This window comes from Paenibacillus allorhizoplanae, from assembly GCF_927798215.1.
GTDB classification, from domain to species: Bacteria; Bacillota; Bacilli; order Paenibacillales; family NBRC-103111; genus Paenibacillus_E; species Paenibacillus_E allorhizoplanae.
In genome coordinates this window covers 73,627-100,043 of record NZ_CAKMMW010000027.1, presented here as the reverse complement: position 1 = coordinate 100,043, position 26,417 = coordinate 73,627, and the positions used below count along the sequence as shown (strand labels likewise).

15 protein-coding genes and 1 pseudogene are annotated in these 26,417 nt (G+C 46.4%); 15 read left to right on the top strand and 1 reads right to left on the bottom strand.

Going from position 1 to position 26,417, the window contains the following annotated elements:
- The first annotated feature begins 127 nt into the window (after positions 1 to 127).
- From L6I86_RS30175 to L6I86_RS30135, 8 genes and pseudogenes are all read left to right on the top strand, one after another.
- Positions 128 to 2,398: an AraC family transcriptional regulator gene (locus L6I86_RS30175; protein WP_236292217.1), complete on the top strand. Its 2,271-nt coding sequence runs from the start codon at positions 128 to 130 to the stop codon at positions 2,396 to 2,398.
- A 290-nt stretch (positions 2,399 to 2,688) separates the two neighbouring features.
- Positions 2,689 to 3,648: an ABC transporter permease gene (locus L6I86_RS30170; RefSeq protein WP_236292243.1), complete on the top strand. Its 960-nt coding sequence runs from the start codon at positions 2,689 to 2,691 to the stop codon at positions 3,646 to 3,648.
- Positions 3,649 to 3,663: 15 nt separating this feature from the next.
- Positions 3,664 to 4,563, top strand: coding sequence for a carbohydrate ABC transporter permease (locus tag L6I86_RS30165; protein ID WP_236292216.1), 900 nt, complete (start codon positions 3,664 to 3,666; stop codon positions 4,561 to 4,563).
- 50 nt (positions 4,564 to 4,613) lie between these two features.
- On the top strand, positions 4,614 to 6,254 hold the full coding sequence (locus L6I86_RS30160; RefSeq protein WP_236292214.1) for an extracellular solute-binding protein: 1,641 nt from the start codon (positions 4,614 to 4,616) through the stop codon (positions 6,252 to 6,254).
- 69 nt (positions 6,255 to 6,323) lie between these two features.
- Positions 6,324 to 7,377, top strand: a pseudogene (locus L6I86_RS30155) (glycoside hydrolase family 88/105 protein).
- A gap of 386 nt (positions 7,378 to 7,763) precedes the next feature.
- Positions 7,764 to 13,886, top strand: coding sequence for a rhamnogalacturonan lyase family protein (locus L6I86_RS35745; RefSeq protein ID WP_276574913.1), 6,123 nt, complete (start codon positions 7,764 to 7,766; stop codon positions 13,884 to 13,886).
- Between the two features lie 268 nt (positions 13,887 to 14,154).
- Complete coding sequence (gene sigK / locus L6I86_RS30140; protein ID WP_236292212.1) at positions 14,155 to 14,691, top strand: RNA polymerase sporulation sigma factor SigK; 537 nt, start codon at positions 14,155 to 14,157, stop codon at positions 14,689 to 14,691.
- A 61-nt stretch (positions 14,692 to 14,752) separates the two neighbouring features.
- A complete protein-coding gene (locus tag L6I86_RS30135) occupies positions 14,753 to 15,094 on the top strand; it encodes an ABC transporter ATP-binding protein (protein ID WP_276574912.1) in 342 nt (113 codons plus the stop codon).
- Between the two features lie 276 nt (positions 15,095 to 15,370).
- On the opposite strand, the gene L6I86_RS30130 is transcribed toward L6I86_RS30135, so the two are convergent.
- Positions 15,371 to 16,306: an AraC family transcriptional regulator gene (locus tag L6I86_RS30130; protein WP_236292209.1), complete on the bottom strand. Its 936-nt coding sequence runs from the start codon at positions 16,304 to 16,306 to the stop codon at positions 15,371 to 15,373.
- A 171-nt stretch (positions 16,307 to 16,477) separates the two neighbouring features.
- Between L6I86_RS30130 and L6I86_RS30125 the strand changes: the two genes are divergently transcribed.
- From L6I86_RS30125 to L6I86_RS30095, 7 genes are all read left to right on the top strand, one after another.
- The gene (locus L6I86_RS30125) at positions 16,478 to 17,281 is read left to right on the top strand and encodes a sugar phosphate isomerase/epimerase family protein (RefSeq protein ID WP_236292207.1); all 804 of its coding nucleotides are present in this window, start codon (positions 16,478 to 16,480) and stop codon (positions 17,279 to 17,281) included.
- A complete protein-coding gene (locus L6I86_RS30120) occupies positions 17,281 to 18,282 on the top strand; it encodes a hydroxyacid dehydrogenase (protein ID WP_236292204.1) in 1,002 nt (333 codons plus the stop codon). The genes L6I86_RS30125 and L6I86_RS30120 overlap by 1 nt, the downstream gene beginning before the upstream one ends.
- 22 nt (positions 18,283 to 18,304) lie before the next feature.
- Entirely contained in the window at positions 18,305 to 19,435 is a 1,131-nt protein-coding gene (locus L6I86_RS30115; protein ID WP_236292201.1) for a glycoside hydrolase family 88 protein, read from the top strand.
- A 293-nt stretch (positions 19,436 to 19,728) separates the two neighbouring features.
- Positions 19,729 to 22,770 (top strand): fibronectin type III domain-containing protein, encoded by a 3,042-nt coding sequence (locus L6I86_RS30110; RefSeq protein WP_236292198.1) that lies wholly within the window; start codon positions 19,729 to 19,731, stop codon positions 22,768 to 22,770.
- Positions 22,771 to 22,885: 115 nt separating this feature from the next.
- Positions 22,886 to 23,842 carry an ABC transporter permease gene (locus tag L6I86_RS30105; RefSeq protein ID WP_236292196.1) on the top strand — a complete coding sequence of 319 codons (957 nt, stop codon included), beginning with the start codon at positions 22,886 to 22,888 and terminating at the stop codon, positions 23,840 to 23,842.
- Positions 23,843 to 23,853: 11 nt separating this feature from the next.
- A complete protein-coding gene (locus tag L6I86_RS30100) occupies positions 23,854 to 24,744 on the top strand; it encodes a carbohydrate ABC transporter permease (protein WP_236292194.1) in 891 nt (296 codons plus the stop codon).
- 26 nt (positions 24,745 to 24,770) lie between these two features.
- Positions 24,771 to 26,360: a type 2 periplasmic-binding domain-containing protein gene (locus tag L6I86_RS30095; RefSeq protein WP_236292193.1), complete on the top strand. Its 1,590-nt coding sequence runs from the start codon at positions 24,771 to 24,773 to the stop codon at positions 26,358 to 26,360.
- Positions 26,361 to 26,417: the final 57 nt, after the last annotated feature.

The window sequence follows — 26,417 nt, the reverse complement described above, 5'->3', positions numbered from 1 at the left end:
GTCGTGCAGGCTTTGGAAGCGGCGGATTTAGTGGATTGCTGTTGGCAATCGGAACGATGAAAGAAAACGTAGAGTCAATAGGCATATCGATACTCATTCTACTAGACACTAAATGAGGAGGGGCGCTATGAAGCGGTTTCCGATGATGCTTCAATTAGCATTAATTCTGTTCTGCGTTATGGCCATTCCAACAGCGACGTTAACATGGTACAGCGGTGCACAGATTTTAGGGAATTCGGAGCATGCCATTGCAGAATCTGCTCTCGCCGGATTGAATGCCAACCGCAATCTGAACGAGAATACGCTCGACATCTTGGCCCAGAACACGATACGTCTTGCCGGGACCCACTTCTTTGACAAGATCCGTCCTTACAAAACCTTTGAGCAAATCAATTCGAATTACGAAAATGTCTTTAACGCATTATCCGTACAGCAAGACCTGATGAGTCTTAACCGGATCGGCGACGGAGTTTATTCCTCCTTCTTTTACGTGAGCGATTCGGACTATGTCGTGTCGACAGATAAAGGCATCACAAAGTTGGAGCGTTACGAGGACTTCGATTGGATGAAGGAAGCCCTTGCCGAGCGGGAAGGAATCAGTGGGGTCTGGTATCCGCGTAAGCTTGATTCGGGTGTTGAAGTTATATCCTATGTGCTGCCTCTCAACCGGCTCTCGACCACAATGCGCGGTACGATCGTCGTGAATTTGCGTGAAACCCAAATGGAGAATGATATTCGCTCATCTAGTAGCGGTGAGCAAAGATACATGCTCATGAATTCAAAGGGAACCATTATCTCTCACTATGACAAGAGCTTGCTGTTTAAGAACGGCAGCGAGGAGACCGTTATTCGTGAGATCCTGGCGCAGGACAAAGCGGAGGGATATGTATTACGCAAGCTTGATGAAGAACGGTTGCTCTACACGTGGTCTCAGTCGAAGCAGTTCGGATGGATTTACGTGAAGATTTACTCGGTCAATGAACTGATGACCAAGACACATACCTTACAGAAAAATATCATTTTCCTTACTGCGGGCATTATTTTCGCAGGGACCATTCTGACCGTCATTTTCGCAACATGGTTATCTAAGCCGGCCAGGGAATTGGTCCGGACATTACGCAAGCGCGGTCATTTGAGTGTAAAAGGCAGGAACGAGCTCGCTTATCTGGATGCGGCGTTCCGGCGAATGCAGGAGGAAGAGGATGCACTCAATGGGCTGCTTTATGTCCGTGAACAGGATGCCCGCAGTCTGGCGGTTCATAATCTACTGCGGGGCGAACTGACCCCGCCGGCCGCCCTCATGTTTCCGGCCCGTTATTTTATGGTTGCCGTCGTCTCGATTGATCGATACAGGAAATATGTGACCAAGAACAATCCCGAGACGAGCAGCACCCATCGTCAAATGCTGATCTCCCAATGCGACAGTATGTTTCCGAATGAGGTGAATACACGATGTGTATATAAAGGAGATGGCTGCTTCGCTATTGTGATTAACTACGGGCTGCTGGAATTTGAAAGGGAAGGTGCTGGCATTGACGTCGCAATCAGCGATATTCGTGATAAAGCGGAGGAGCTCTTGGAACACTCTGTCACGATAGGTGTAAGCAGTCCGACAGAGTCGAGTGACAGCGTTGGGGAACGCGTGATCGAAGCGATGGAGGGAGTAAAGCACCGCATGATCGCAGGCAGTGGTGGAATCATCTATTGGAAGGAGCAAGAGGGGCGAGATAAGAGATATATTTATCCTGCCAACAGCGAAAGACGAATTCTAAACTACTTGAACCATGGTCAACTCGACAGCATCATCAAGGAACTGGAAATCATAAGCGGTGAAATCCGTTCCGCAGAATACATCTCCTACGATAATATCTTATTTATTTACCATCAATTAGTAGGCGTGACTATCAAGCACCTAAGAGAGAACTATGTAAACACGGCGCGGATTTTCGCGGGAAGAGGCAATATTTACGCGACCCTCGCATCCATCGATACGCTTGACGAGCTGGAAGATTATTTTCGCGATTTCTACGGGGAGATCGTGCAGCACCTGGCGCGTTCACCAGGCGAGACCAACAACTACGGTGAGCGCATCATCAGCTATATAAACGAACACTATCACGAAGAAATCGTCTTTGAGGACATGGCGAAGGAAATCGGGATCAGCTACTCTTACATGCGCAAGATCGTGTACGAGATGACAGGCATGAGTACGATCGATTATCTCAACCAGTTGAGAATCGAGAAGGCGAAGCAGCTGCTCGTCGATTCCAGGTTGACCATCACGCAGATTGCACTCGAGGTTGGCTATTATAATGTACAAAGCTTCAACCGGTTTTTCCGTAAATTCGAAGGGATGCCTCCGAGCAGTTACAAGGCGGAGAAGATAAGGACATCCTGAAGAGATATGAACGGCACTCCATACGTAAATCATGGGGTCATCAAGCTGTCTTTTCGGTCCTTATGGCCGACAAAGGCAGCTTAACTTTTGCTCCTACCTATCAGAATTGATCATTAGAAAGTCCCAGGATAGCGATTTTGCTGCACATTAATCAAAAATGACGGGTTGAATCAATACTCATGATTTACCTATCTGCAAACTAAACGATATGATGAGTCCGATCAGGAACGAGCCGATGAGGTAAATCAACCGGAGACCCCAAGTACTGAGGAGGTGAGACTGTGAAATCAATGGCAACTTCTGATGCCAAAAATGTAACCGCTTTATCGTTATCCAAGAAGTACAAATGGGGTATATATCACTATCTGCGCAGGGATTGGCAGCTCTACGTGCTGCTGCTTCTTCCTTTAGCAATGGTACTGACCTTTAAGTATGCCTCCATGTTCGGACTCACGATCGCTTTCAAAAACTATAAAATCGCGAGGGGCTTCTGGGGCAGTGAATGGGTAGGATTTGAAGTATTTAAAGAGATTTTCGCCAAACCCGACTTTGGCCGAGCGATTCGGAATACGCTGATGTTGAATATCCTGGACCTTTTGTTCAGCTTTACGATGCCGATTGTGCTCGCTCTTATTCTTAATGAGGTCAAAAACCTTATGTTCAAACGCATGAATCAAACGCTGCTCTATCTGCCCCATTTCCTATCCTGGGTGATTATCGGTGCCATCGCCTATCAGCTCTTAAGCGAAGGCAACGGCATGGTGAATAATCTCATCGAGAAGCTGGCAGGCATCAGGATCCCGTTTCTACAGGAGGATACCAATTGGGTAATCAGTTATTTGGCCATCGGTGTGTGGCAGAGTATGGGTTGGGGGTCGATCATCTACCTTGCGGCTATCAGCGGCATAAATCCAGAGATGTATGAAGCGGCTATCGTCGACGGTGCGGGCCGATGGCGTAAAATGTGGAACGTTACCTTACCCTCGATCCGGATGACGATCGTGACTTTGCTGATCTTGAGCTTGGGCGGTGTAATGGGTGGCTCCTTCGAGCGGATTATGGCCCTACAGAATAAGGCGACTACTGAGTTCACCACGACCATACCGGTTCTGGTGTACCGCTGGGGGATTGAAAGCGGCAACTTCAGCCGTGCGACCGCATTAGGTTTATTTCAATCGATCATCGGGCTCGTCCTCGTCTTGGTCGCCGACCGGATTGCGAAGAAACTGGGCGAAGATGGATTGATTTAGAGAGGATGCGAACCCATGAAATCATCTGCTGGCACGAATGCCGTAAAACGTAGATTTCGCTTTGACATTTGGGATGTGATGATCCAACTGGTATTGATTGTTGCCTCCCTTGCGTGCACTCTGCCGTTCATTCATGTCGTCGCCAAATCCTTTAGCGATGACGCGTTTGTAATCGCTAACAAGGTGTATCTCTGGCCTGAAGGCTTCACTGCCCAGGCCTACGAGAAAATCTTTGCTGACGACAGTATCCTAAGATCCCTTTACGTTTCCGTCCTCGTTACTGTGCTGTTCACGATTCTGGGGATGATCGTTACGATTTGCGCGGCCTATCCGTTATCGCGCAAGCAGCTGAAAGGCCGTACGCTACTGACTTTTATCTTTGTGTTCACCATGTACTTCCATGGCGGGATAATTCCCGACTACATGTTAATGAATAGCCTGGGAATGTTGGACAGCATATGGTCACTCATACTGCCGCTTTCGTTCAGCGCATTCAATCTGCTGATTTTGAGGAGCTCCATCTCGAGTAATATTCCGGTTAGCTTGGAGGAATCGGCAAGGATTGACGGAGCCGGACACTTCCGAATTTTACTGAATATCGTCCTCCCGCTCTGCAAACCGATTTTGGCAACGTTATCACTCTTTTATGCGGTAGGCCGCTGGAATGCTTATCAAGATGCTCTGTTCTACATTAAACAGAATACCGACCTGCGGCCGTTACAGTTGAAACTCTATTATCTGGTTATCCAGGCGACCGAAAGCTTTCAGCTGGAGAGCACCCAAGTGGAGCTTAGCAATCCCGAGGTGCTCAAGGCTTCGGTCGTTGTATTCGCAACATTGCCGATCGTCTGCGTCTATCCGTTTATTCAGAAGTATTTTGTTCGGGGTACGATGCTTGGGGCCGTTAAGGAATAATCTTAAAGCGGCATTTGCATAGTAACTAATTTTATACTGGGGGAAATACGATGAGTATTAAGAAATGGGTCCCTGTGATTTTGGCCTCCGTGTTGAGTACCAGTATTTTGGCGGGCTGCAATGATAACGGAAGTGGGAACAAAGCATCTCCATCCGCGACCACCTCGGCTAATCCAAGCGCGAGCGCAAGCACCAGCTTGCTTGATTCTTCGAATCGCTTCGCACAGACGGTCAACCTCGATATTCCGGTGTATGATCGAGCGTTCGAGGGTTGGAACGTTGCCGACAACTACTATACACGATGGATCCAGAAGGAATTCGGCGAGAAACACAATGTCAAAATCAATTTCGTGCCGATCTCCCGCAGTAACGAAGTGAGGGATTTCGAGCAGCTGCTGTCAGCCGGTAAGGCGCCGGATATGATCTTCCATTATGACATGCCACAGGCGCTTACCTACTACTCCGAAGAGGTCTTGCAGCCGCTCAAACTGGACGAGGTTGCCAAGTATGCTCCGACTTACTGGAAGAACACGAGCAAAACGATTGAACAATACGGTGTAGTGGACAAGAAGAATATGTTCATCTTCGCTAAGCGCCCTAACTATAACAACTTTGTGAGTCTCATCCGGAAAGACTGGGTCGAAAAGGTCGGCATGAAGGTGGAGGATCTGACGTCCCTAGAGAAATATAACGAGATGCTCATAAAATGGAAGGCAGCGGGACTCGGCGTATCAGGCGGATCCTTAACCCGGAACGTATTCAATTACAGCTATGCCTTCCGCGATTGGCCGATTGATCCGAAGTACCGTGCGCTTTATTCCGATCTTGCCGTTGCGGATTTCACGACCGCTGATACGGAACGCTGGCTGAAGAACTTAAACTATCAATATAACAACGGTTTGATTGACAAGGAGTTTTATTTACGCGACGACGACAACAAGATCAAAGCCGAGTTTGTGGCGGGCAGGACCGGAACATATGGACTTTATCTTGCCAGTAATACTGACCTATTCGCCGCTACGTTGAAGAACAATCCAAAAGCCCAATTTGCCGTCATCCCTCCAGAGGCCGGAGTACCTCAAGGTCGCAAGCCGCAGGGACGTGCTGACTGGCCGTTTGGGTTCATCATGGGAATTAACCACAAATCAACCGAACAAGAACGAGTCGCCGTTTGGTTGTATCTCGAGTGGATGAGCCAGCCGAAGAACTTGTTCTTCCTGCAGAATGGGGTCGAAGGTCAGAACTATACCCTCGATGCCGATGGCTTGCCGAAGAAAGTTGCGGATTTCAAAGGCGAATCGAAGCTTTCCAACAACAACAATAAGGATTACTGGGCGCTTGTGACCGAAATCGCGGAATTCTCCACTCCGGAATTGACAACCAAGGCGAACCTGCGCAATTGGACGGTTCCCGGACAGGAGCAATTGACCGAACAGCTGATGAAAAATTGGAACGCTACCGCAGAATACCGTACGCCGGATGCTTTGTTCTCCGCTGTACTCAACAATGTAACCGAGCATAAAGCGGACCTGAACGCCATCTTCCAGGAGCTCTACCTGAAGGTTGTTATGTCTCCTCAGGATCAGTTTGACAAGCTGTATGTAGATGCTAAGAATAAGTTCCTCCAGGCAGGCTACCAAGAGATTCTGGATGAGAAGAAAAAAGCAATCGATGCGGGTCAATTCCGGTAATCGCGATAACCGCTTCTACATTTCCAGAGCCCTTGCCGTAAGCGGGGGCTCTAATTTATGGAGGGCAACATGAAACTGAAATTTGATACAACAGCGAACGATTTGCGACAGATTGCCGGTCGTGTGGCGGACTATACTTTCGGGATGGATCTGACGTGGGATTGGCCGGGAGGCGTTGCGTTCTATGGCGTCAGCCGTCTGTTCGAATGACGGGCGAACGCGCCTATCTGGCGCGGCGTGGTGCGACGAGTATATCGATGCTGGAATTCCAGGTTGGACGGTAAACACGTGCGCAATGGGGCACATACTGCTAACTCTCTATGATCAAACAAACGATCAGAAATACCTCGATCTCATCCTCAGCAAGGTGGGCTATCTGGAGAACAAGGCGCTGCGTTTCGGGGACCGGGTGCTGCAGCATACGGTGTCTTCTAACAACGATTTTCCGGAGCAATGCTGGGCGGACACGCTATTTATGGCGGCCTATTTTCTGTTGCGCGTCGGTGTCAAGTTGAAGGAGAAGCGATTGATCGACGATGCACTGCATCAGTTCTTCTGGCATATCAACTATTTGCAGGATGAGAAAAACGGGCTATGGTAGCACGGCTATAACCATATCAACAAGGATTACATGTCCGGGATCCACTGGGCGCGCGCCAATGCTTGGGCGGCCTATACGATGTCCCGTGCGGCAAGGTCGGTGCCGGAAGGCTATCTGTATCCCCCGATGATGCATATCTGGAGTTCATTGCGCGACCAGCTGGCAGCAATCAAAAAGCTGCAGAAGGAAGATGGCCTTTGGGGCACAGTGCTCGATTACCCGGATGCTTACAGCGAAGTGTCGGCGACGGCGGGCATCGCTGCAGCGATGGTGATGCAAGGCAATCCGCTGCATGCGAAATACGTTCGGAAGGCATTAGACGGCATACTGGCTAATATCACCGAAAAAGGGCGGGTCGCGAACGTATCCGGCGGGACGGCCGTCATGAACGATATCGAAGGATATCTCCGCATTGACCGTAAATGGGCGCAAGGCTGGGGACAAGGGCTCACGCTCGCATTCCTCGCAGCGGTCATCGAGAGGGCCGAAACGGAGGAAGAAGCCGGATCAGTTCGGGATTGAATGTAAGAGATCCCCTAGAAAGCTACGATTGGAAACAAAGCCATGATAGTAGAGAGTAAAGCTCTATTAGATTGGGTTGTATTTCTTATATTTGGCGAAATTCACTGATTTTCGACAAAAAAATGTAAAATACGAATATGAATAGGACTATATATCTATATATCTCGTGAATTCATTTGAATACTCGAAAACAGATGAATTGTAAGCGCAGTCAAAAAAACTGTTTTTTTAACAAACAGATCGATTTTTTACATGTGAATGACAAGGAAAACCCACTATGATGTGAGAAGGATAACATTCCCAATAAAGGGGAGGTGTGAGTTGACGCAACGAGAACGAGCATCTGGGTAGAATGAAAACCACGTAGAGAGCGAGGACTTTGTCTAATGAAAAAGCAAGCAAGTCGAATAGCAGCTATGCTATTATGTGGTCTTATGATTTCAAGCACTGCAATCCAAGTTCTGCCAAACGCTCAACCAACGGTACATGCTGCAGATGCATATGTAGGTAAATTTGATTTTGGTCCAGTAAGCAGTCCAGTCTTGGCGGGGTATAATCAAGTTCATGATCAATTGACTTATACGCAGACGAGAGGCTACGGGCTTGAAACGGCATTGCCAACAGGCGCTTCAAGGAACCGTTCAGGCGGAACGGATCTGACGAACGATTTCATTCTGGGAACGCCGTTCACGTTCTTAGCGGACGTACCGAACGGGAACTATAATGTGACGATTTATTCTGGTGATCTCCTTGCGGGAACGTCGACAACGAAGACATCGGTTTCCCTGGAAGGTGTGGTGAAAGGGACGATTTCAACGAAGACTGCAATTGCGCAAGCAACGTATAGCACAACCGTCACGGATGGTCAGTTAACCGTAGGTATCACAACCGGTTACAGCGGTACAGGGGCGGGGTATTTGAATGGTCTAATCATTGAACAGGTGATAGCTACAGCTCCCTCGACTCCTACAGCTCTCGCAGTGACTAATATCAATCCGACTGCTGGTGCAGCATCCGTATCACTAGCTTGGAATAGTGTCACGGATGCCGTCTATTACAATATGTACCGTGCGACGAATAGCGCGACAAGCTATTATTTAATCTCACAAGTACCAACGAATTCTTTCATTGATACAGCCGTATCGGTAGGAAATACATATACCTACCAAGTTACAGCTATAAACGCAGGAGGCCTTGAATCCACTGCTAGTACATCTGTAACAGCGGATGTGGTACAAACCGTCATTCTTCCAGCTCCTCCATCGAATGTAATGGTAAGCGGTGTCACTGAAGGTCAAGTATCCCTGCAATGGACAGCTTCAGCGGGTGCAACAGGGTATACCGTACTTCGTTCGGATTCTGCTGCTGGAACCTATACTGAAATAGGTACGGTTGCATCGACTTCTTTCACCGACACAACAGCTGATACATCAGTTGTGCATTACTATCAGGTGAAAGCTTCCAACACAGCAGGTATTTCTGCGGCCTCTAATGTGGCAGCAAGTACAGTATTTGTTGTTCCTAATGCGCTTCCATCTGACTTACCATTGAAAATCGACTTCGGTCCTGGCCCCGTAGCGGACGGCTACTTTGGGATCACGGCTCCAGTTGTGTATTCCGATCAGCTCAGATACGGCTTCGCCGATCCATCGCTTGTCGGCTCTGGTAACAGCGGTACTGCAGATCCGCTGAAATCCGATTATTTGTCACCAGCAGGTACGTCCTTCAACGTGGATCTGCCCAATGGGGATTATGCGGTTTCCGTTACCTCAGGTGATACTAGTGCAGCAACGGAAGTTGCTGTATCCGTAGAAGGAATGACAGCGAATAAAATTGCGCTCACGTCTAAAGCAGCTGGCGACTATTTGGAGCAATCGTTCGAAGTTGCTCTCGTGGATGGTCAATTGAACATTTTCTTCTCCGGGTCTGCGCCCAAAATTAATGGACTTGTCATTTCAAAGCTGGCGGATCGCGCAGCTGGAGAAACGCCTACGGTATATATTGCGGGCGATTCTACCGTGCAAACTTATGATCCGTACTGGAAGCCTCAAGCCGGTTGGGGACAGATGATTTCCCGCTATTTTACATCTGACATTACGTTCAGCAACCAGTCAATTGGCGGGCGAAGCAGCAAAACCTTCCTCACCGAAGGTAGATTAGATACCATTTTGCGTGCGATTAAACCGAATGACTATTTCCTGATTCAGTTCGGTCACAATGATGCGACGATCTCGGTTCCAGAACGATATGCTTCCCCTGCGGATTTCAAAAACTATCTGAAGACTTATATCAACGGGGCTAGACAGCGTGGAGCGATCCCGATTCTGGTAACACCTGTTGGTCGAAGAGACTTTAACGCAACAACGGGTCTATTCAATATCAGTTTCCCTGAGTATGTCGATGGGATGAAAGCAGTAGCACAAGAGATGGATGTCAAATTGGTGGACTTAAGTTCATTAAGTCGTACGTACTATAACACGATCGGACCAATCGGGACACTTGCAGTCTTCCTCCATGTACCAGCAGGTACATATACTGCCTTCCCGAGCGGCAGTGCGGACGACACGCATTTCCAAGAGTATGGCGCCATCCAGATCGCGCGTCTGTTATCAGGTGGACTTAAAGATCTGAGTATCCCGCTTTCTAACTATGTCACGGGTGTGGCGCCACCGGCAGCAGTTCCATCCAAGCCAATGGGCGTTGTGGCAGGCAGTGTCAGCAATGCAGGTGCAGTCCTGACATGGAATGCTGTGGAAGGTGCGGATATTTATAAAATATATAGAAAATTAGCCTCCGAAACGGCGTACGTCTTAGTGGGAACTTCGACAGTGCCAACCAATACGATTCAAGGGATGACGGAAGGGCAGACTTATAATGTCGTGGTAACAGCGATCAACGGTAAAGGCGAATCGGAGCAGTCCGATGTCGTTGTGATCACAACGAAGCATGCAACGATGAAATACGACTTCGGTTTGGCCACCTCTCCCGTTCAAGAAGGCTATACGGGGATTAATCTTTCATCTGTGTATACGGCACAGAAAGGCTATGGAATCAAGGATACAACGGGCATGATAGGCCGTGATCGGGCTACGGGCACGGATGTGCTTCGCGATTGGCTCGGCTATTTTAATGTCGGCTGGGAGTTCATGTTGGATCTGCCGAATGGTCTTTACTCCGTGAAGCTATACGTTGGTGACTATCTGGGAAGTGCAAGAACGACCGTTGCCATCGAGGGGACCGATTATGGAACCGTAACGGCAGGCAATAAGTCTGTGGTTGAAAAAATAATTCCGCAAACTTCCGTGAGTGATGGACAAATGAACTTCAAGTTTGGTGGTTCAACTGGCATCGTAAACGGATTGGAAATTACTCCTATTCTTATGGCTCCTTCAGCGCTGAAGGTCGAGGCCAAGCAAGTAGATCCAGCGAATCCTTCCGTCACCCTGTCGTGGATTGGCGTCGAAGATGCTGCGACCTATAATGTCTATCGCAAAGTAGCCGGTGCATCGAAATTCCAGCTTCTTGGCAGCATAACAACGAACACCTATGAAGATCGCACTGTCGATGTAGGGATGGCCTACGAATACCAAGTGACAACCGTGGATTTGGCTTTAACGGAGACAGGGCCATCGGGGTCCATTACCGTTTCCATGATTGATCCGACTGTGCCGATCCCAGAAGTACCTGTACATCTACAAGCGAGCACCGTGAATAAGAACGATCTAACCATTCAATGGGATGCGGTCACAGAAGCCAAGACCTATAACATTTACCGCTCAGAGTCGATTGGCGGCAGCTTTGATTTGATTGGAAAGTCCAACCAAGCGAGTTATTCCGATACCACCGTGCTAACGACGATTCCGTACTATTATAAGGTCGCAGCTGTAAGCGCAGGCGGTGTATCAGGACAATCTGACACGCTGGCAACATCAGCTGTTACTGTACTGAATCGCCAAGCCGAATATCTCGATCGCGCGCTTGTGGCGGTCAAACAAGACAATGGCGTCTACTTAGGCTGGAAAATGCTAGGCACGGATGCATCTGACATATCATTTAATTTGTACCGTAGCGGTGTCAAAGTAAATGCAGCACCGATCACAGGTGCAACCAATTTGCTTGATGAAGCTGGCACAGATACATCGGTGTATCAGTTGAAAACCGTGAACGCAGGCATTGAACGCGTAGCTTCGAAAGAAGCATCCGTGTGGCAGCATAACTACTTGTCTATTCCAATGCAGAAGCCAGATGGCGGAATCACGAAGGCAGGCGAAGCCTATACTTACAGCGCAAACGATACGAGTGTCGGCGATGTAGATGGCGATGGCACTTACGAGTTGATCGTGAAATGGGATCCATCGAACGCCCACGATAACTCACAAGCTGGTTACACAGGCAACGTATATATCGATGCTTACAAGCTGGATGGCACTCGCCTGTGGCGTATCGACCTTGGGCCAAACATTCGAGCAGGCGCACACTATACACAGTTCCAAGTGTTTGACCTGGATGGCGACGGGAAAGCAGAAGTCGCGCTCAAAACAGCTGATGGTACGATTGATGGAACAGGCGTTGCGATTGGCGAAGCAGCCGCCGATCACCGAAATAGCTCGGGTTATGTATTGCAAGGTCCTGAATTTTTGACCGTCTTCGAGGGTTTAACAGGAAGAGCCATCGCGACGACCAATTATGATCCTCCTCGCGGAGTCGTGGCCGATTGGGGCGATGCTTACGGTAACCGTGTGGACCGATTCCTTGCTGGTACAGCTTATCTCGACGGCGAGCACCCAAGCTTGATCTTTAGTCGTGGGTATTATACAAGAACTGTCATTGTAGCCTACGACTATAAGAATGGCGCTTTGACCAAAAAATGGCGTTTTGATTCCAATGACGATGGACTTGGAGCAGCGTATACCGCTCAGGGCGATCATAACTTGTCCATAGGCGATGTAGATGGCGATGGCAAGGATGAGATCACATTCGGGGCTATGGCCATTGATGATGATGGCACACCGCTTTACAATACGGGGCTCGGTCACGGGGATGCTCAGCATCTAGGCGATCTGGATCCGTCTAGACCAGGGCTTGAGTTCTTCAATGTGCATGAGCATACGGATTCCCCTTACGGTATGGACTTCCGGGATGCGAAAACAGGTGAAATTCTATGGGGCATTCATACAGGCATTGATACGGGGCGCGGCATGTCGGCAGACATCGATCCGACCTATTTAGGTGAAGAAGTATGGGCTGCTACCATCACGAATGCTGAACATATTCCGCTAACAGGTCTATACAGTGCCAAAGGCGAGTTGATCTCCACGACGATTCCGAGCTCCACGAACTTCGGCATTTGGTGGGATGGCGACTTGAATCGTGAGCTGTTAGATGCCACTCGTATTGATAAATGGGATTATGTGAACCATGTGACCAACAATTTATTTACCGTGGATGACGCGCTGTCCAACAATAGCACGAAATCAACGCCGAACCTGCAAGCCGACCTGTTTGGAGATTGGCGTGAAGAAGTCGTATGGCGCAACACAGACAGCTCTGAGCTGCGGATTTATACAACGAGTGCATTGACCGAAACTCGGTTGCGTACACTGATGCATGATCCGATTTACCGTTTAGGGGTAGCATGGCAAAATACAGGTTATAACCAACCGCCGCACACAAGCTTCTATCTTGGCGTTGGTATGACGGAGCCAGCTCAGCCTCACCTTGCCATAGTGAACCAGCCAGCACCTGCAATTCCGCCTGTAACGACGGATGATGCACCGACAGGATGGGTGAATCACCCTGTAAAAGTCACACTTACGGTGAGTGACAGTGGTTCTGGTGTTGGCGGCACTTTCTACACGTTGGATGGGAAGCCGACTCAGCAAGGTACCACGATTTCTTTGTCAGATGAGGGTTCACATGTGATTACGTATTGGAGTGTCGATTCTTTAGGCAATCAAGAAGACGTAAAACCAACCAAAGTGAATATCGATACGACAGGACCAGTGATCGTGCCGACCAGCTCCATGCAAGTATTCTGGACGGATGGCGGCAGTCTGACGTTTGATGTCTCCGATCCATTAAGTGGAGTTGTTAGCAAGTCTTTCGAGGTTGACGGCACGCAAGTTAGTCTTCCTTATTCATTCAATCCATTCTCTCTTGAGATTGGCGATCATAACGTGAAGGTGACGGCTGCTGATTCAGCAGGAAATGAAACTATTGGAACGTTTTCGCTGAAAGTCCAGATGGATGCGAATCACTTGGATGAGGCTGTGCGCTATGCGAACCAACAGAATTGGATCTACGCCCCGGCCACTTTCACTAATTTGTTAGATAAGATCGAGACCGTGCAAGCACATTTGAGTAAGCCTCAGGCTAAGAATAATTTCAATATGCTTGAGAATTACGTTCGTGCGCAATCAGGTAAAACGATCGATATGCAATTCGCAGCATCTATCATAAACGCGATTTCTTTTCTAAAAAATGGTAGAGAGATTGTAAAAGCTCAATAGCGCTATGAACTGGTACTGAAAAGGGACTATAGCCTAGACATAATATTCAGCCAACCACCGAGTTAATTGTTTAAAGCTCGGTGGTTGGTTGTTTTTCCAACAAATTGATCAAACACGTCAGATTGTTGACAGAAGATCGCAAATTTTCAGGAGCACTTCTTCCGCTTAGCATCATTCGATCCAATATGATCATTTCCAGTATAGATAGCTATATATAAGTGACATCATGCCTTTTTGCTCTTCGACTGGATGTAATGAGTAACACAGAATGAACATTACCTTGCTTCGTGTTCACAACCTCAAAAAATTCGACAATACAGGAGAAGATTTGGAGGATTTGATTAGTATAGGAACCATTGGACTAATCAAAGCGATCGAGTCGTTTTCGCCGAATAAGGGCACAAAGTTGGCGACTTTTGCAGCACGTTGTATTGAGAATGAGATCTTGATGCATCTTCGTTCCTTGAAGAAAACGCGGAAAGATGTGTCCTTGCATGATCCCATTGGCACGGATAATGAGGGGAATGAAATTACACTCATCGATATTCTCGGCAGCGAGGCAGACGATGTGGTGGATGCGGTGCAGTTAAAGATTGAAAAGTCCAAAATTTACAGAAATCTGGAAATTTTGGACGACCGTGAGAAAGAAGTCGTAGTCGGAAGGTTCGGGTTGGAGCTAGGTGGCGAAGAGCGGACGCAGCGGGAGATTGCGAAGGAGCTGGGCATTTCGCGTTCGTATGTGTCGCGGATTGAGAAAAGGGCGCTCATGAAGTTGTATCATGAATTTTATAAGGCGAAGCGTTAAGGGAAATAAAATTGAATCGCAATCTTCATTAATTTGGCTTCAAATAATGGAGGCGCAGACAATGACAGCCTTAATTCAGATTGAACATGTGAGTAAATTTTACTTTATGGGCGGCGAAACCATACGGGCGTTGGATGACATTTCGTTAGATATTGTGCAGGGCGAGTATGTTGCTATTATGGGGTCGTCGGGATCCGGGAAGTCCACGTTGATGAACATTATCGGGTGCTTGGACATTTCGGATGAAGGTGTTTACACCCTGGACGGCAAGCAGATTCACGCCATGAAGGATTCACAACTAGCCGAGATTCGGAACCGAAAGATCGGGTTTGTATTCCAGAATTTTAACCTGCTGCCGAGATTGAGTGCTTATGAGAATGTGGAGCAATTTTCCGGCTGTTGAATGCACAGGGGCGGACGATTATTGTGATTACCCATGACCGGCAGGTTGCGGAGCAGGCGAAGCGGGTTGTGAGGTTTCGGATGGGCGGTTGGTACATTGATGCAAAATACATTAATGAAATTAGATCTTGATCAATATTAGGTTGAAGAGACTCATTAAAATTAAAACATCATAATTGATTTTACAGTGTAATAAACCTATGCAAATTGCATGGGTTTATTTTTAATGTATACATGTATCAAGCGAAATAATCAGGTGAACAGCTTTAATTTTTGTTTAAAAAGGATGCTTTCGGAAATCACGTGGTGTTATACCCGTTAGCTTTTTGAACATGCGATTGAAATGGCTAATATGATTGTAGCCCACTCGTAAAGCAATCTCGGTTACATTCAGATCAGAGTTTCTTAAGAGTTCCATAGCCACTTGCATACGGATAGCAGATAAGAGCTCAATATAGGACTTCCCTTTTACAAGTCGCAGCATGCTGCTGAAATAGGAGGGAGACATATAGGCTATATTTGCAACATCATCAAGATTAAGGTCCTCATGATAGTGCGATTCCATATAGGCAATCGCCTTATGAAAAGCCTTACGATGAAACAAAACCTCTCTCTGTTCTTGTTGACCCTGAGTTTCAGAATAACGAGCATATTGTCGTCCAGTAATCACAAGTAGCTTTAAGAGCTCTGCTTTGATTGCCAGTTGGTACCCGTCTTTCATTTCATCCCATTCGGTCCTTATTACTTGGAGAACATTCTCAACCGATGATTGAATGTTCGGGGGAAGAGCCATTTTAGGAATAAGATCTTCCTGTGAGATTAGCGGTCTGATATAGGCAAAATCTACGAAGGTTTGCATACGGGAGAGGTCTCGCAGACTTTCATTAATAGCATGAGGCATAAAGTCAATCTGAATTAAGATAAAATCCATCGACTCGCGTAGTTCCAGACGGTGCTCCTGATAAGGAGGTATGGAAAAAATATCGCCTTTAGTTAAGACGTAGGACCGACCATTCGTGACGTGTAAACAGCTGCCCGACATCATATAGCAAAGCTGTAAATGTTCATGAGCATGCTTGGTTTTATTCATATAAGCAGGTGTTCGTACTTCAACTTTAAATGGAAACTCTTCATCCAGCATTTCTTTGTACGCATAGACGGGGAAGTCTGACATTGTATGCACCACACATTCATATTTCATCCTACTTGTCATGTTACATGGGGTCGTGGAAATGTGCAATAAATCCGTGGAAAAGGGAAAGTTTCTTCCCTATCGTGGGGCTACAATGGAAGTAATATTGTTGAAGGAAACGAACAGGAGGAATGAAGCTTGAGACGTTTAGCCTTTAGTACGCTACCTTGTGAGGGGTGGACTTTGGAAAAAATGATAACGTTTTCAAAGGAATGCGGATTTTCAGCGATGGAATTACGAGAGGGTAAAGCATGGATGGTATCCACCGAGATGACCTCAGATGAGCGCTTAGAGGCAATTCATTTATTTAAAGAAGCTGACATAAAGGTCACGAATATTGGTTCGAATGTTTGTTTCAATGGAACGGATCGTGATCAGGAGATGTCGGAACATTTTGAAAAGGTTGCAAACCTGGCACATGACTTGAAAGCCCAAGGTATTCGAGTTTTCTTAGGTTACTTCAACGGTCGCAGAGATAAAGAAGTGCCTGCTATCCCATATGAATATGTTGTCTCTCGCGTAAGGCGAGCCTGTGATTATGCCGCATCTTTGCAAGTGCAGGTATGGCTAGAAACGCATAATGAATTTGCGACGGGGAAAGTGCTTCGTAAGTTGCTGGATGATGTCGATCGGACGAATTGTGCGGTAATCTATGATATTATTCATCCGCTTGAAGAAGGTGAATCTCCAGCTGATACGATTGCACTTTTGGGAGCACAATGCGCTCATGTTCATATGAAAGATGGTAGGCCCTTTGAAGATAAAATGGAAGTGAATTGGAAATATACGAAGGTTGGTGAAGGCGTCATTCCTATCACCGAGATTGTCAACTTACTGGATCAAGCAGGTTATCAGGGTTACTATTCCTTAGAATGGGAAACGAAATGGCGCAAGGAGCTGCAGGAACCTGGTATGGAACCGGAACTGATTTTTCCCGCTTATGTAAGCTATATGAATCATTTGACTCAAACCATTAATGAAATGAGGACAATCTAGTGAAAACATTAGTTACGATGAAGAATCCTGAACTTCGAGAGCTACTTTGGCAGGAAGCGACACTTCACAAGCTAAAGAGCTTTAGCGATGTTGATTTTATTGCGTTAAATGAGAAATTCACAAGTGAGGATTTAGCTGAAAGAATCGGCGAGTATGATGCATGTATCACATCATGGGGATCGCCTGTGTTTACTCCAGAGGTACTGGCTAGAGCGACTAAATTGAAGTTTATCGGTCACGGCGCGGGAAGTGTAGCAGCTATTGTGAATGAAGATGTGTTTGAAACGGATATTGCCGTTATTACTGCAAATAAAGTGCTGGCGCGCTCGACTGCCGAATGTGCATTCTCCATGATTTTTGCTGGTGCCTGGAATTTCTCCTCACTTAGTGCCAGTCTAAAACAAGGTAAATGGAGCAATAACAACCGCGATACAGTTCTCGGTGTAACTAGAAGAGTCATTGGTTTGGTGGGATATGGAGAAATATCCAAGCAAGTGATACGGATGTTAAAACCATTTCATGTAAAAATCTTGTTGTGTTCCAGTTATTGCTCACAAGATGAAGCGAACGCTCAAGGGATCGACCTGTGTGAATTGAACGACCTTTTCGAACAGAGCGATATTGTATCGCTTCACAATACACTGACAGACCAGACGCGTGGAATGATTGGCAGCGAACAGCTGAAGCGATTGCGCAATGGCGCATTATTCGTGAATACAGCACGAGGACCTATTGTACAGGAGCATGCGTTGCTTGAAGAGTTACGTACCAACCGTATTAAAGCAATGCTGGATGTATACGATCGTGAGCCTCTTCCTGTTGACCATGAACTACTGAAGCTGCCAAACGTCGTCTGCTTGCCGCATATTGGCGGATTCCACGGAATTCTTAAGAGAGAGCTTTGCGATTTTATTGTCGATGAATTAAAGCGTTTCACTGAAGGAGAAGCTCTGCAAGGAAAAGTAACGATTGATCAATACCGCAGATTAACGCGCAAATAAACATGATTAAAGGGAGTACACCATGAATAATTTATCAACTATCGTTTCATTTATTACTGACAAAACGAAACGCAACGCTGCGAAATACGGAGATCGTCTACCTGCGCATACGAAAGATGGGGTTTATGAGTTTTCTGAAAATGGGTTTTGGACAGGTGGCTTTTGGACAGGGTTGAATTGGTTGTCTTATGAATTGACTGGGGATGAAAGTTTTATTCGCACTGCTCGCGACTCGTATCCGCGTCTCTTGAAACGCTTATATGACACCCCGGAAACATTGGATCACGATATTGGTTTTCTGTATTCGCTGTCTTTCGTGGCAGATTACAAAATAACTGGAAACCCTGAAGCGCTCAAGGTGGCCTTGGATGCAGCTGATCGTTTGGCAGAACGATTTAACGAAAAAGGTCAATTCATCCAAGCGTGGAATGTGTGGAAACAAGGAGATCCCTTTAGTGAAGAAAACAGAGGCCGTATTATTATTGATTGCATGTATAACTTACCGCTCCTATTCTGGGCTTCGGAGATAACAGGAAATCAAACCTATCGCCAAATTGCAGAGTCGCATGCGAATACGTGCATGAGTACGATAATTAGATCCGATTTTACTGCTTATCATACCTTTGTGTTTGATCCTGTAACAGGTGAGCCGAAGTTCGGTCAAACGCACCAGGGATATGCAGATGAATCCGTCTGGTCTCGTGGACAAACGTGGGCAATCGGTGGCTATACGCACGCTTATCGCTACACTGGTAATGATGCATATCTTAATGTTGCTCGTAATTGCGCGAAAGTATTTCTTGATAAAGTTGAACCCGATCTGATTCCATTATGGGATTTCTCTGTTCCTGACCCAAAGACAGCTAAGCGCGATAGCTCTGCAGCTGCCATTGCTGCCGCAAGCTTATTGGAACTCACTAAGTTTGTGGAGGGTTCGGAACGATCTGCCTACGAAACTTATGCCAATCAGGTTGTCCAGAATCTCTTTGAGATGTATTCGACAAATCATGATGAAACACATGAGGGGTTGCTTATTCATGGCTGTGGGCATCATCCCGCAGGCAAAAACATTGATTGCTCACTCATTTACGGAGATTATTATTTTGTGGAAGCTGTAGCCAGGTTACTTGGCAAGACCAAAGTATACTGGTAAGCATTAATAGGGTAATTCATGTAATAGAACCTAGCCGTCGGCTGGGTTCTATTTGTTTTGATATCAGGCAACTCATACCTAAAAGCAAAGAATTTTACACAATTTTGAAGATTATCGAGCTAGTTTCATCAATCCTTGTCAATTACAATTTAAATAAATAGGAAAAAGGAGGAATAGTAATGATCCATAATTCATTTATTGAAAGCGCTTTAACGATTGTTTGATTCTTAGTACAATTTGACATGCATGCTTGTTAGAAGAGTCTCCACCCCATCTAAGGAGGATTGATGATTTTGAAGAAAGTTGGGTTTGTAGGTTTATTATTCTTATTTATCGTTTGTTTAGCCGGACAGGGTAAAGCTGAAGCAGCCGTTACCAATGTTTCGTCAATTAGCGCATTACAGACGGCGGTGACGAATGCCGTGGCTGGCGAAGAGATCGTTCTAGCTAACGGCATCTATGATAATGATGGAAGCAACGCCATGATTATACTAAGTAATAACAATGGGACGTCCACCCAACCTGTTATTATTCGCGCTGCGACACCGGGACAAGTTGTTTTTACAGGGACGACTGCCATTAGATTGTCGGGTGCCTGGATGGAATTTAGAGATTTTAAATTTGAGGTACAGTATGTAGCCGGCAATAGCAATCGGAATGTGATTTCGCTGATTGGTGCGAAAAATATGAAGGTGAAAAACAATTATTTTCTTAACAGTGGTGATACAACCGCTCCAGCCACCCATATTATTAAATTGTTAAACAGCTCCCACGACAATGTGATTGAGTCCAACACATTCGATGGCAACCGCTCAAGTGGTGTCGGTATCCAAATTGGAACGTCCACGCAAACTAATCACGATAATATAATCAGCACGAATTACTTCAGGAATATTCGTTATGTAGGGGATTTGTTTCCTGGCCAAACCAATGGTATGGAGCCTATCCAAATCGGGCAAGCCACGAATAATGATATAACAGGAACGATCGTTGAGCATAACCTGATGGAAAACGTGACTGCTGATGGAGGCGAGATCATCAGTGTCAAGTCGAGCGGAAATACCGTCCGATACAACACATTTCGCGATTCACCATCTGGGGTTACCCTTCGGTTTGGCAACAGCAATACAGTGAATGGCAACTTTTTTATCCGTACCAAAGAAGGCATACGTGTTTATGGCAGCTCGCATACCATATTCAATAATTATTTTAAAGATATTACCAATAACGCAATCAATCTAGATGGCGGCGATAATATAGCGAACGGGCATTACGCAGCCGACCAGGTGACGGTGAGTAACAATACGATCGTTAATGCAGGCATTGGCATCAATATTAACAATAGCATGTATCCGATCACGCCAACGGGGATTACCATCCAGAATAATCTGATTCAAACGGATAGAGGCAAAGCTTTTAATGAATATGGTTCTAAGTTAAATAATCTTGCTATTCCGACGTATGCCAAAAATCTTTTTTTCTTAAGCGGGAGCGCGCTCCAAGGTGTTGGAAGAACAGGCATTAACTCTGCAAATCCGAGCCTTACTGGCACGGGTGAAGTGCGCCGGCCGCAATCCTATAGTGTTATCAGCAACTATGGGAATACAGTTACCGGATTAAGCACGGACATGGACGGACAAACACGCAGCGGTAATCCGGATACAGGAGCAGATGAAATTTCGGGTAGCTCGGTTATATATGGGCCAAGAACTGCAGCAAATACGGGGGCATTATGGGCTAACGGGACGGATTTACAGGCACCTACGGCACCTGTAAATGTTACTGCGTCTAGTGTGACTGACACCAGTGCAGTCTTATCATGGACAGCTTCAACAGATAATACGAGTGTAACGGGCTATGATATCTACGTGAGCTCTGTACTCAAGGCAACATCAACAAGCCCCACATACACGATGACTGGCCTTGTTGCCAACAAAACCTACCAAATCACTGTGAAAGCTAAGGATGCTGCGGGCAACCGTTCCCCTGCATCCAATGTTGCTACAGTTGTCACTGCCGCATCCTCCATAGTGGATACGACTGCACCAAGTGCGCCAACCAATTTTAAAGCTTTTATGAGAGAGCCTGCTTATATCAGCTTTACTTGGTCATCCTCGACCGACAATGTAGGGGTGAGCAGCTATGAAATGTACGATAACGGGGTGTTCGTCTCTTCAAGTGGCTCCTCCGCGAGTTCAATGCAATTAAGAAATGTGGATCCCGATACACACTACTATTCGATTAAAGCCAAGGACGCAGCAGGCAATTTGTCTGCAGAAAGCAACGTAGTGTGGGTAACCTCATCCGGGCGTACCATCGCGCTAGATGGAAGCGCCGATCGCTATATGGAGTCGGAATGGAATAGCTTTAAGACAGGTAATATTTCTTTAGTTAGCGATTCCGCTACTTCCAGCGGGAGCTACATGAAGATCAATAATGGCAACGGGGATGAGAATACAAACGTTCGCATGGAATATAGCCTCAATGTCAGCAATGGGGGCACGTTCTATTTATGGCTGTTGGGCAAAGGTGTCGATGCTAGCAGCAATAAGGTTTATGTCCAAGTGGATGGAGATACGAGGATTGAACATACACTAACGACCGCAGCATGGGGCTGGACAAAGTCAGCCTCACCAATTACATTACCTAATGGTTGGCACTCAGTGAAAATCATCAATAAATTGGACGGCACCCAGATTGATAAGCTGATGCTGACCAAAAGCAGTTTAACCGTACCTAGTGGAATAGCAGATACGCCACTTGCTGTCGTTAACGATGGAGTCGCACCAACGGCACCTGCCAGTTTGGCTGCTACCTCGATTACAAGCAACTCGGCCCAATTGAATTGGACCAGCTCTACAGACAATGTAGCCGTAAAACGTTATCTTGTCTCTAACAATGGAACCGAACTCATAGCCTCTACGACAGTGAATTCCTTGGCTCTGACCGGTCTGACTGCCAATACCACATACAGTCTGACTGTATTGGCGAATGATGCCGCAGGCTTCATCTCTCCCAATAGTAATACCTTGACGTTTACTACGGCTGCAGATACAGCAGCACCAACCGTTCCAACCAATTTGGTGTCGGATTCCCAAACCTCTACGAGCGTACACATTCATTGGACGTCATCCATCGATGATACGGGAGTCAAAGAATACGACATATACCGTAACGGAGTTAAGGTGAGCACGACCTCAACACCATTGGTCTACAGCTCTACGTTCTCTGGACTGACACCGAACACCAGTTACACCTTCAAGGTAGTCGCCAGAGATTTTGCCGGGAATGTGTCCGCTGCTAGCTCTACAATGACCGTTTCAACGTTGCCTTAAGGGCAGGGTAAGCTGTGATCTAAGATTATTACACATTTTTGAAGAATGCATGACTAGTTCCTCCTGTAGTCCCATCTTATAATTGAGATAGAAGATGACAAACAGGAGGGACGACATGCATAGTGAAACCACAAGTACAATGAAAATATCAAGTGTCACCAAAATACAAAGAACTTTCTTTCGAAACTTTATACAGAATAAATGGCTATACCTGATGATGGTTCCGGGCATTGCATTTTACATTATTTACAAGTACATCCCCATGATGGGATTATTGATTGCCTTCCAGGATTACAACATTATGAAGGGCATTATGGGCAGCCCTTGGGTAGGCTTTAAGCATTTTGAAACGATTTTTAGCAGCCCGGATTTCTATGTATTGCTTCGTAACACCATGGTGATCAGTCTTTATAAAATTGTGTTTGGCATGCTGCCAGATATTGCGATGGCACTTGCCTTGAACGAGATTCGCTCGGCTTGGTTCAAAAGAACGATTCAGACCATTACGTATGCGCCGCATTTCTTGTCCTGGGTAATTATATACGGCTTGGTGATGGCATTCCTAGCTACAGATTCTGGTTTGGTCAATCAATGGGTTCGCGGTTCTGGTGGCGAGTCCATCAATTTCTTGACCTCCAACAGCTGGTTCCGACCCTTGCTGGTTTTAACGGAAATATGGAAGGATACTGGCTTTGGGGCTATCATCTATCTGGCTGCCTTGACGGGCATCGACCCGCAATTGTATGAAGCAGCGATTGTAGATGGAGCTGGGCGCTGGAAACAAATCTGGCATATTACGCTGCCGGGCATTCGCAATGTGATTGTCTTGCTGCTGCTGTTGAAAATCGGGCATATCCTCGATGCCGGCTTCGGCCAAATTTATATTTTCTTAAACACGAGGGTCTACGAGACAGGAGATATTATCGACACCTGGGTATTCCGCCGGGGACTGGAAAGTATGGAATTCAGCTTTGCCTCTGCAGTCGGTTTTTTCAAATCCTTCGTTGGTTTGGTGCTTGTACTTGGGGCTAATAAGCTAGCCAAAAAATATGGCGATTCGGGAATCTGGTAGGAGGAGTACGTATGTCATTAGTTGTCATTAAAACAAAAACGGATCGTGCTCTGGACATCCTGCTGTATACTGTCCTTACTATGGCTGGTCTGGTAACGCTGTTTCCCTTTTATTATGTCATCATTATGTCCGTGACCCCGATTATTGAAGTGTTAAAAAATGGTGGTTTCGTGCTAATGCCTTCAAAGTTTACGCTAGTCGCTTATAAGGCCATATTTCAAAGTGCATTGGTTCCGCGAGCATTACAAATCACGGCTATCATCACCATAGTCGGTACGGCCTGCAATTTGCTGGTGACCACGCTGCTTGCGTATCCCTTGTCAAAGAAGTGGCTGCCGGGAAGAAATATCGTACTTATGATGATTGTGTTTACCCTGATATTCACCGGTGGCATGATTCCTACTTATCTGGTCGTCAAGCAGACGGGCTTGCTCAACAGCATATGGGCCTTAATCATCCCCTCGGTCGTTTCTACCTTCAACTTGTTGATCATGAAGTCTTTCTTCGAAAGTTTATCAGAAGAAATTCAGGATGCAGCCAAAATCGACGGCTGTAACGATATGCAAGCGCTCTATCACATCGTGCTGCCACTGTGTAAGCCGATTCTGGCGACCTTGATGTTGTTCTATGGCGTAACGCACTGGAATGAATTTTTTAATGGCATCATGTACATGAGTGACCCGAAGAACTATCCGCTTCAGGTAGTGCTGCGCAATATGCTGCAACAACCGCAAATCAGTCAGGAATTGCTTGCCTTAAATCCGGAGGCGCGGGTAGAATTGCCACCGGAGACGCTAAGAATGGCTTTGGTAGTCGTCTCGACATTGCCTATGCTGGTGATCTACCCCTTTATTCAAAAGCATTTTACCAAAGGTATGATGCTGGGTGCGATTAAAGGGTGACAACATATAATGATGGGGGTTTTAAGATGAATCGAAAGTGGAAAACAGGTATGGTTTCATTACTGATGCCGCTAGTTGTGATTGCAGGCTGCTCAACAAAAGAGGGGACAACAGAACCCACAGCAACTGGGGCCGGAGCAACAGCAAAAGCCTCCAAAAAATATAAGATTGAGCTGTTTCAGCAGAATGCCGGCTCGGTAACCCTTCCCCCGGCCGATCAGGATTTTGTCAAAAAGGCGATCGACGAGAAGCTGAACATTGATTTGAAAATAACATTTATGCCCGCTGGCCCCGACTATACGAACAAACTGAATGTGCGGTTCGCTTCAGGTGACGTACCGGATCTATTTACCATCGGTGGTCGGGAAATACAGACTTATGCCAACAATGGGTCTTTGACTCACTTAGCGGATTATTTAAATGACAAATATTTACCGAATTATTTGAAATGGGCGGATGCCCCTTTACTGAAGGCGGAGCGGGACAAGAACAACCCAATGGGCTTTTGGGCAATGAGGCCGTATGCGAAGACAGAATATTCAACTTGGTATATCCGCAAGGATTGGCTAGATAAGCTTGGATTGAAGGTTCCCACCAACAACGATGAGCTGCTAAATGTCATGCGGGCCTTTACGTTTAAGGATCCGGATGGAAACGGTAAACAGGATACGTACGGATTCACTGCTACTGGCAATGGTGAACAGGTCGGGCAGGAATGGCCGATGTGGGCCAAATACGGAATGATGGGTACGTTTACGAACGATGGCAAACATGTTAAGGATAATCTGGTTTCACCTGAAACCGGAAAAGTTTTAGCCGAGATTAAGGCTGTTATCGATGAGAAAATCGTCGATCCTGATTGGTTCTTGAACAAAGGCGAAGCTGTTTTTGAGAAATTTGCGCAAGGCAAGGTAGGAATCGTCAACTCGCGGGGCATTAACAATTTTCTGGAGGGCAATCCGAACAGCTTCTTAAACAAAGGTAAAAAAATTAATCCCAAATTTGATATCGTAGCGTTTAATCCATACCCCGACCAAGCGACATGGGTAGAAGCGACTGGCAACACAGGATGGGCGATTCCCAAGGCGGTTGCTGACAAGGATCCGGACAAGGTACTGCGTATTCTTCAGCTAGTTGATTATTTGTGCAGCGAAGAAGGCTATCTGCTAACGCATTATGGTAAGCAGGATGTACATTACAAGCGTGATGGCAATAAAATTTTACCTAATATGGTGGAGCTTGATAAAATAGCAAAAGAGCAAGGCGATTTCTTGAAAATTTACGGAGCATTTTCCCCTACAGAGAGCGAAGCCAGACAAATCGGGCTTGACATTGTTAATCCCAATTTGACCGATCGTGACCGAGAACTTTACAAGCAGCTGGCTACTTATAAAAGGGCTCCGTATTCCAATGGTATTCAAGTGACGCCTCCAGACGGCATCAATATTGCGGATTTCCGTAAGCAGCAGAATGTGTTTCACACCAAAATTGTGTTTGGCGAAATCCCGATCGAGAAATGGCCGCAATTGAGCGATGAGCTGATGAACAAATATCGTGGCAAAGAAATTTTCGCTAACTACGAGAAGCAAATGCGTGAGGCAGGCGTTTTAGAATAAGTTTGCCATAACAATAGGGGGAGAGGGCTATTCATGCCTCTCCTTTTTCGAATAGGA

What these genes read in the sequence shown, in the direction of transcription:
- L6I86_RS30115 (WP_236292201.1), top strand. Translation starts at nt 18,305, where the DNA reads ATGAATAATTTATCAACTATCGTTTCATTTATTACTGACAAAACGAAA.
- L6I86_RS30160 (WP_236292214.1), top strand. Translation starts at nt 4,614, where the DNA reads ATGAGTATTAAGAAATGGGTCCCTGTGATTTTGGCCTCCGTGTTGAGT.
- L6I86_RS30175 (WP_236292217.1), top strand. Translation starts at nt 128, where the DNA reads ATGAAGCGGTTTCCGATGATGCTTCAATTAGCATTAATTCTGTTCTGC.
- L6I86_RS30100 (WP_236292194.1), top strand. Translation starts at nt 23,854, where the DNA reads ATGTCATTAGTTGTCATTAAAACAAAAACGGATCGTGCTCTGGACATC.
- L6I86_RS30135 (WP_276574912.1), top strand. Translation starts at nt 14,753, where the DNA reads ATGACAGCCTTAATTCAGATTGAACATGTGAGTAAATTTTACTTTATG.
- L6I86_RS30165 (WP_236292216.1), top strand. Translation starts at nt 3,664, where the DNA reads ATGAAATCATCTGCTGGCACGAATGCCGTAAAACGTAGATTTCGCTTT.
- L6I86_RS30125 (WP_236292207.1), top strand. Translation starts at nt 16,478, where the DNA reads ATGATAACGTTTTCAAAGGAATGCGGATTTTCAGCGATGGAATTACGA.
- sigK (WP_236292212.1), top strand. Translation starts at nt 14,155, where the DNA reads ATGAACATTACCTTGCTTCGTGTTCACAACCTCAAAAAATTCGACAAT.
- L6I86_RS30105 (WP_236292196.1), top strand. Translation starts at nt 22,886, where the DNA reads ATGCATAGTGAAACCACAAGTACAATGAAAATATCAAGTGTCACCAAA.
- L6I86_RS35745 (WP_276574913.1), top strand. Translation starts at nt 7,764, where the DNA reads ATGAAAAAGCAAGCAAGTCGAATAGCAGCTATGCTATTATGTGGTCTT.
- L6I86_RS30130 (WP_236292209.1), bottom strand. Translation starts at nt 16,306, where the DNA reads ATGACAAGTAGGATGAAATATGAATGTGTGGTGCATACAATGTCAGAC.
- L6I86_RS30095 (WP_236292193.1), top strand. Translation starts at nt 24,771, where the DNA reads ATGAATCGAAAGTGGAAAACAGGTATGGTTTCATTACTGATGCCGCTA.
- L6I86_RS30170 (WP_236292243.1), top strand. Translation starts at nt 2,689, where the DNA reads ATGGCAACTTCTGATGCCAAAAATGTAACCGCTTTATCGTTATCCAAG.